Genomic DNA, 7,388 nt, shown 5'->3' on the forward strand with positions numbered 1-7,388 from the left:
AAAATGAACGCAAATGGTTGCCCCCAAACAGGTCCCTGCGACTCTCCGGATCCTTTTCCTGGTCCTTCCCGTTTTCCTGGCCGGTTGCGGCGGAGGAGGAAGCCCTGCCGCAGGACAAAACGACCAGATACCTCTGGCGACCACCATGGCGGCCACAAGCACCACCGCGAATGCATCGATCCTTAACGGGAGCGTGAACCCGAACGGGCAAGCCACCACCGTCCATTTCGAGTGGGGCGAGAACGCCGGCATGGCAGGCGCCGTATCGACACCGGACCAGTCGGTGGGGAACGGCGTGTCGGATGCTTCGTTCACGGCCTCTCTCACCGGACTGGCCTCTTCCACCACGTATTACTATCGGGTGGTGGCGACGAATGCGGCCGGGACGACCTACGGCGCGATCCAGGGTTTCACAACGGCGACCCCGGCAAGCGCTCCCACGGTCCAATCGCTGGATGCGACCGGAATCACGTCCGGCGCGGCCACGCTCAACGGGAACGTCATCCCGAACGGGCCGGCGACGACCGCTCATTTCGAATGGGGAACGAGCCCTACTCTGGCCGACGCGACCCCGACGGTCGACAACGCGGTCGGCAGCGGCTCTACCGGCGTTTCGGTTTCCGCCTCCCTTTCCGGCCTGTCCCAGTCCACCGTGTATTACTGCCGGTTGGTGGCGACGAATCCCTATGGGACGAGCTACGGTTCCATAAAGAGCTTCACGACGGAGGTGGCGTATTCGCCGCCGTCGGTGCAGACGCTGGGCGCCACCGGCATCGCCGCCGGCGCGGCCACGCTCAACGGCGTCGCCGATCCGAAAGGGCTGGCGACCGTCGCCTATTTCCAGTGGGGAACGAGCCCGTCCCTTGCCGATGCGACCCCGACGGCGGACAACGCGATCGGCAGCGGCACTGCGGGTGTCCCGGTGGCGGCGGCGCTTTCCGGACTCGCGCCGGCCACCACATATCGGTACAGATTGGTGGCGGTCAATCCGGCCGGGACGACCTACGGCGCGATCGCCGGCTTCACGACCGCGGAAGCGGATGCGCCGACGGCGTCGACGCTGGAGCCGACCGGCGTTTCCGCCGGATCGGCCACGCTCAATGCAACAGTGAACCCGAACGGGCTGGCGACGACCGCGCGCATCGTCATCGGCGTCGATTCCGGGCTGGCCGGGGCGCGGGAGGTCGGGGAGCAACCGGTCGGAAGCGGGACCTCGGATGTCGCGATGGCCGTCCCTGTAGACGACCTTACTCCGTCCACAACCTACTATTATCGTGTGGTGGCCTCCAACGCCAACGGGAGCTCGAGCGGGGAGATCCTCTGCTTCACCACGCCGGCCGGTGAGGAACCGAGCCAGGGGATCATCTTCAGCAAGATGTTCACCTCGTACGGCGGTTCGGGGGTGTTCACCATCGACTTCCACCCCATCGCCGAGCATGGCGACGGCGGGCATATCGCCATCCGCATCATGGACACGCCCACGACCTATTTCGAGTTTTCGACCCGGAGCGCGTCGGATCCGACCCGGGGATCCTTCATCAAGGTCCGCAGGGGGGTCGTGGTCGACAGCGCGGAGTTCACGCACCCGTATTCCCAAGGGGGCTCGTACGCGATCCGGATCACGATGGACCAGTCGCAGGCCACCGTCGAAGCGTTCGGAGGCACGGCGACCCTTTCCTCGAACGATCAGTCCAATCCGCTGGTCTACTTCGAGGTGTGGACCTCGGACCAGGACGCGTACTACGACAACATCCGGATGGAGCCTGGATTCCTGGACGATTTCAGCGCCGATACGACCGGGTCCTACAGCCTGTTCTTCATATCCGGGAGCGATTCGACGTTCACATATGACGCGGCCGGGAAGAGGGCGAAGGTCACCGCCGGCGGTTCCTGATCCCCCGGCCCCCGGTCATCCGGATCCTCGCCTTCGCGTCGATGCCTTCAGGAGACCGGCCGGGCCCGTTCCGCAACCAGCTTCGAGCACAGTTGCAGAAAATAGGCGAACCAGCTGAAGATCCCGAAAAACTTGGATCCGTCCTCGATGTAGAAGTGGCCCGACGCCCCGTGAGGGAGCGTATCCGAGTACATGGACAACGCGAAGAACATGTAGGCGAAAATCAGGAACAGGAAATTCGTTTTCACGATCTTTCTGAAAAATACGACGCTGTAAGCCCCGATCATCAGGAAGTAGGAAAGCTGCACCCACGTTTCTCCGATCTGCAGAAGATTCGGAAAGATGTGCTCATGGACCTGCAGCATGTCGTCGGTCATCAAGACCGTCGTTACGATTCCCGAAAGCAGGAGATAGGACCGGAACTCGTTGTCTTTTTTTCCCAGGGCGAAGCTGCAGAAAAAGCACAACACCGCCGCGGAGCACCACAGAAGGATCCCGGCGTTCGAGAGGATGCCGTAGTAGAAAGGAGCTTCCGCAAGGGCGAGCGGATCTTTCGTGAAATAGTAGAGCGGAATGTCCCGGGAGAACCGCAGAACCACGAACATCGAGAAGAACGCGAACGGCGGCAGGTACGTTTTCAGCAGCAACGCCGGGAGATCCGCCGGTATCGGCAACGCCGGAAACCACTTCCTGACATTTTCCATGGGGTCCCTGATTTCTCCGGATAATTCAGGAGAGCCGTCGGACGAACGAGAAGAAGTGCGCGCTCAGGCTGGCGCCGAAGCGGGGATTGATCTCGATGAGCATCGGCCGGCCGCCGGCGACCTTGTAATTGAAGCAGCACAGGCCTTCGAAGCCGATGTGCCGCAGGATGGATCCGAAGAGGTCGAGGTACGGGCACTCCGTCCGGGAGATGGCGACCGGCTTGTCGGGCCCCTTGATATACATATCCCGGTCGTAAGCGAACTCCAGGTTGATGTGGCAGACCGTCCTCCCTTCGCGGATGAGCATGTGCGTGGTGTACTCCCTGTCTCCGCGGACGATCTCCTGGCAGAAGTACTCCTCGCTCTCGACCTTCTCGCGCAGCGCGTCCTCCTGCTCCCGGCAGGTGATGATATGCGAGTTTGCGCCGAAGCCGTCGGACCGCTTCTTCAGAATGTAGGGGTAGAGCAGGCTCCTGCCCATCTTCGGGATCAGGACCGCGAACCGGCTCTCGATCATCGCCTTGTTGAACCGGTACTTGTCGTCGCAAAGCCGCACACTCTCCGCCGAGGGGATGGGGATCGGGTTGTTCCGGACCAGCTCCCGGATCCCGTCGAGGAAGAGGATGTCTTCGATGGCGATGGGGACGATGAGATCGTGCCGCTTGACGTTTTCGGCGGTGATGTCGTCGAAGGTCAGCTCGTGCCGCGTGTACCGGAAGTCCTTGCGGATGGCGGGCTCCCAGTCGTCCTTCTTCGAGAAGAGGATCCGGAACGTGCGGCGGCCGGAAATTGTGGACACGTACCTCCGCCTGACGAGCAGGTACGATTCCCCCAGCCGGTCCATCCAGGTCATGGCATTCATGACGCCCCCCCTCGGAACATGGGTCCTGCATACCCTACCATCCCGGTGACGCAACGGGAAGGGGCTTAATAAATGGGGATTCAGTCGGAACTCGCAAGAGCTCCCGGGACGGAACCGCGACCGAGGAGACGGGATACCACCGGTCCGGCCGCTTCCCTTCGATGGCGAGATCGACGTGCGCCGAGGCGCCGTCTTCCGACAGGACCGCTACGTCCAGGGAGTAGGTGCCGGGAGGTACGCCGGCCGGGATCTGGAGGAGGTCTTCGACTTCGTGGGTCCCCGGCAGCCATTTCCGGAGGTCCGCGGAGCTTCTCCAGGACGCCGCCGCGTTGTCGGTTCCGCCTGCCCGGATCCGGTACGCAAGCGGCCACGGATGATAGACGGGTGCAACTCCCTTGTTCTCCCAGAGGGACCGAACGGCCAGGAAACCGCCGGGGGGCGTCCGGGCGGGATGGGAGAGCTCCCGCAGCACGAAGCGATACCCGGCTTTCTTGAGGAACTCGAGGACTTTCGGGCGCCACGCGGCCGGCACGGGCGAGGACTTCGCGTTCAGCACCGATACGTGCCACTCCAGCCCCTTCTCGAGGATCCGGTCGATGTCGAATCCCCGGTCGTACCAGTTCCTCATGACTCCGCACGTTTCGAACTGCACCGGCCCCTTCTTCCACGCGTCGCGGACCGCCGGGATCCGGACGGTTCGGCCGTACACGTCGTCCATGTGGTTCCACTTCGGTCCGAAGATCCCGTAGTCTCCGAAGCAGTCCCCGCGCCAGCCGGCCCCCCGGGAGGCGGCGTACTCGACGGGCCCCCCCTGGAGCATCACGAGCGGCGTGTCCGGGAAATACCGGAAGTACCAGTCGACGATGCGGCGCCGGTTCTCCGCCGTGGGGTAGTACTTCCGGCAGATATTCTTCGCCTCGCCCTGGCAGCAGGCAGTGTTCCATTCCCCCCAGCAGCCGACCGTGCCGATGTCCACGTGATCGATCTCCGGCGACCCCGCGTACCGGCGGCCGAACGCCTTGACGAGCCGCTCGTGGTAATCGAGAAACACCGGGTCGTTGTGATCGGGAAAGGCGTCCCCGCCGACCGCGACGGACGCGACCCCCTTTTCGAGCAGCCACTTCGGCGTGGAGCCCTTGTACACGCTCATGATCCGGAAGGCGAGGGCCTCCCCCTTGGACCGCGCCCTACGGATCACGTTGTCCACGAGGGCGAAGTTGTACCGCCCCTCGGACGGCTCGAGCCGGTTCCAGGTCCACCGGAAGTAGGCGACGGTCTGGCGCGGATAGCTTTCGATGGAGGGTGGCGGTATTCCCCATCCCGCCCCGAAATGGAAATCGGCCAGCCCCATCCCCGGATTGTAGAGGACGTCGTCGATCTCGACCGGCCGCACCGTCACCACGGTCGGGGCTTCCCGGACCGGGGACGGCTCCGGAACGGCGCGTTTCAGGCGCCCGTCCGTCCCCCGGCAGGCGGGAAGCGCGGCGGCCGCGGCCAGCAGGATGACCGGAAGAAGGATGCGCCACCGGGCGTTCGGTTCCACGCGCATGATTCCCAAAGATACCAGATCGAACGCTCCTCCTCGAAGGGTGTTATCCTTGCCGCGGGGGAGGGAACGTTTTAACATGTGGATTGAGCGGGAAACGGCGCGAACCGTCGTTTGAGCACGTCCGGGCGTGTCATCGCCGGAAGAGAACCAATATGAAGGAAGGCGACGGGAAGTACCAAAGACGACGTCTCTACCTTCGAAGACAGTTTCTTTTGGGCCCCCGCCATGCAGAGTCACTCGAGGGGTGGCGCCATCATGTTGTTGCCGGAAGGAGTGAACTGCGGTTCACCGTAAGCCCGGATCTGCCGGTCGTGCAGGAGGATTGCGACGGATGGCAGGTCACCTTGCTCGGCTACATCCTGGATCCGTCTCGCCCGGAGCGCGATGATCGGCATATCGTCGGCTCCCTGGCGCGGGAACTTTCTCATCGCAATCGAATGTCGTTGTTTCCGGAACTCACCTGTCCTTACGGGGGCAGGTGGATTCTTGTGGCGTCGAACGGGGAGGAAACATGGCTCCTGAACGATCCGATGGGGCTGCGTCAAGCGGTCTACACCAACGGACGGATCCGGGGGGGGATATGGTGCGCCTCCCAGCCCGGGGCAATAGCCGGCATTCTGGGATTGGAAATGGATCCGGAAGCCGTCACGCGCTGCATCAATTCCCAGGCCTATCAATTGTGGGATGAGTATCTTTGGCCCGCCGACCGCACGCCGTATCGGGAGATAAGTCATCTGCTCCCGAATCACGTTCTTGATCTCCAGAGCGGTGTTGCCCGCCGCTTCTGGCCGGACCGACCCCTGGGGAGGCTCGATCCGGATCGGGCTGTGCAGAAAGTCGGCGATCAACTTCGGGGATTGATGAAAGCCGCGGACCGGCGCTTCGAGCTGACACTATCCCTTTCTTCAGGTTGGGACTCCCGGGTGGTTCTCGCGTCATCACGGGATATTTCCAGGAAGATCGAGTGTTTCACCCTGCGACGATGGCGCGGCAGTCCCGACGAAATAAATCCGCCCAAGCTTGCAGGCAAGCTCGGGATCAAACACATCATGGTCGACTATCCGGAAACCATGGATCCCGATTTCAAGGAAATATACACAAGCAATGTGACTTGTGCGCACGAATTACAGGGCAGGATGGCGCAGGGCGTTTTTCATTCTCTCCGGCCGGGGCCCGTCCGCGTAACCGGGAACGCGGCGGAAATCGCGCGCGTACGTTTTCGAGTCCCCGCGAACCAGCCTGTTACACCTCTGACATTGGTGCACTTTCATTCCTGGCAGTATCAGGACGAGTTCAAGGCAAACAAGTTCGTCGTCGGTGCCTGGGAGGACTGGTTGTCGGATGCGCGGAATCTGGAGAATGTCAATGTTCTTGATCTCTTCTATTGGGAACATTGGGCAGGTAACTTTGTGGCGGTGGTGCAGCTCGAATGGGATATCGCCCAGGAAGCACTTGCGCTTTTCAACTGCCGGCAACTCCTGATGGACATGCTTTCAGTGGACGAAAAGTATAGAGACCACGACCGTCCGGAGCTCTTCAGAAGACTCTGCGTCGCGCTGTGGCCCAAGGTGTTGTCCGTTCCCGTCAACGCTCTGCTGCCGCCGTATATCGAACGTTGCAGGGAACTGGGTTTCAATCGATTCGTTCCGGGTTGGTTGAAGGACGCAGTGAAACGGCACTATTCGATCCCGCGATAGGTCGCCCGCCATCCCTGCATTTACGCATGCGTCGAGGGGCGCTCCGACCCGCGGGCGATGCATCTTTCCGATGCTGGAACACGGGCGTGCCGCTCACGAGGAACGGTCCGGGGGGAATAGACATGAACGGCGAACCGGCGATCCGCCTTGCCTCTTTTCTGGTCGTCCTTGCGGCCGTTGCCGCCTGGGAAGCGGCAGCTCCCCGCCGGAAGCTGACCGACAGGAAATCCAGGCGCTGGGCCGCAAACCTGGCCATCGTTGCCATCGATACGATGGCGGTCCGCCTGCTCGTTCCTCTGCTGCCCGCCGGCATGGCGCTCATGGCGCAGGAACTCGGCTGGGGGATCCTGAACCGGGTCGATTTCCCGAACTGGATCGAGATCGCCCTGGCGGTCATCGCCCTCGATTTCGTCATCTATCTCCAGCATGTGCTGTCCCATTTTCTCCCGGTCTTCTGGCGACTGCACCGGATGCATCACACCGATCTAGACATCGACGTCACCACCGGCAACCGATTCCACCCCATCGAGATCCTCGTCTCCACCGGCATCAAGCTGGCGGCGATCGCTCTGATCGGCCCGTCCGCGGCGGCGGTCGTCGCGTTCGAGGTGATCCTGAACGCCACGTCCCAGTTCAATCACGGCAATATACGGATGAACACGGAAGTGGATCGATGGCTCCG

General features: G+C 62.4%; 6 protein-coding genes. 3 read left to right on the forward strand and 3 right to left on the reverse strand.

All coding sequences use genetic code 11. The features are described from left to right. Nucleotides 1-145: 145 nt before the first annotated feature. On the forward strand, nucleotides 146-1,894 hold the full coding sequence (locus AB1346_10955) for a hypothetical protein (protein ID MEW6720957.1): 1,749 nt from the start codon (nucleotides 146-148) through the stop codon (nucleotides 1,892-1,894). A gap of 47 nt (nucleotides 1,895-1,941) precedes the next feature. On the opposite strand, the gene AB1346_10960 is transcribed toward AB1346_10955, so the two are convergent. Genes AB1346_10960 through AB1346_10970 form a run of 3 tightly spaced genes read right to left on the reverse strand, consistent with a single transcriptional unit; the run spans nucleotide 1,942 to nucleotide 5,003 of the window. Beyond that, nucleotides 1,942-2,568 carry a hypothetical protein gene (locus tag AB1346_10960; GenBank protein MEW6720958.1) on the reverse strand — a complete coding sequence of 209 codons (627 nt, stop codon included), beginning with the start codon at nucleotides 2,566-2,568 and terminating at the stop codon, nucleotides 1,942-1,944. A 55-nt stretch (nucleotides 2,569-2,623) separates the two neighbouring features. Then, complete coding sequence (locus AB1346_10965; protein MEW6720959.1) at nucleotides 2,624-3,460, reverse strand: ATP-grasp domain-containing protein; 837 nt, start codon at nucleotides 3,458-3,460, stop codon at nucleotides 2,624-2,626. A gap of 34 nt (nucleotides 3,461-3,494) precedes the next feature. Continuing rightward, nucleotides 3,495-5,003: a DUF4832 domain-containing protein gene (locus AB1346_10970; protein ID MEW6720960.1), complete on the reverse strand. Its 1,509-nt coding sequence runs from the start codon at nucleotides 5,001-5,003 to the stop codon at nucleotides 3,495-3,497. A gap of 158 nt (nucleotides 5,004-5,161) precedes the next feature. On the opposite strand from AB1346_10970, the gene AB1346_10975 reads away from it, so the two are divergent. Further along, nucleotides 5,162-6,706, forward strand: coding sequence for a hypothetical protein (locus tag AB1346_10975; protein ID MEW6720961.1), 1,545 nt, complete (start codon nucleotides 5,162-5,164; stop codon nucleotides 6,704-6,706). A 122-nt stretch (nucleotides 6,707-6,828) separates the two neighbouring features. Continuing rightward, on the forward strand, nucleotides 6,829-7,388 hold a 560-nt coding region (locus AB1346_10980; protein MEW6720962.1), incomplete at its 3' end, for a sterol desaturase family protein.

The sequence above is a fragment of the Thermodesulfobacteriota bacterium genome, from assembly GCA_040758155.1.
GTDB lineage: Bacteria > Desulfobacterota > Deferrimicrobia > Deferrimicrobiales > Deferrimicrobiaceae > UBA2219.

Coding starts and splice junctions, on each gene's coding strand:
- AB1346_10955 (MEW6720957.1), top strand. CDS start 146: ATGGCGGCCACAAGCACCACCGCGAATGCATCGATCCTTAACGGGAGC.
- AB1346_10965 (MEW6720959.1), bottom strand. CDS start 3,460: ATGAATGCCATGACCTGGATGGACCGGCTGGGGGAATCGTACCTGCTC.
- AB1346_10975 (MEW6720961.1), top strand. CDS start 5,162: ATGAAGGAAGGCGACGGGAAGTACCAAAGACGACGTCTCTACCTTCGA.